At 37.0% G+C, this 273-nt stretch carries 1 protein-coding gene; it reads left to right on the top strand.

What is annotated here, in order from left to right; translation table 11 throughout:
• Positions 1-64: 64 nt before the first annotated feature.
• The coding region (locus tag SB660_RS20575) for a hypothetical protein (protein WP_410584189.1) at positions 65-273 on the top strand (209 nt) is incomplete at its 3' end.

Raw genomic sequence — 273 nt, 5'->3', positions numbered from 1 at the left:
AGATGACATTAAGCCTTTGATTCAATCCGATGAGCTAGCACCTTATGTTGATAGTTATTATAGGATGGCGTTACATAATTTCAATCCATCTGAAGATGAGCCGTTATTAAATTATCAGTTTGCATGGACGGGCTTAATAGAAACAGTATCGAGTCAAGACGATTCAGAGCCAAAAGAGATTTTATTAAACAACTTATCGATGCAGGATACGCCATATTTTATTGCATTATCGAGCTATAATGCGATGCTTGAGGCAGCTAAAAAGAAGCCGAT

Origin of the sequence: Bacillus sp. SIMBA_005, from assembly GCF_046535585.1 — a bacterium.
GTDB classification, from domain to species: Bacteria; Bacillota; Bacilli; order Bacillales; family Bacillaceae; genus Bacillus; species Bacillus pumilus.
This window is presented reverse-complemented; position numbering and strand designations above follow the sequence as displayed.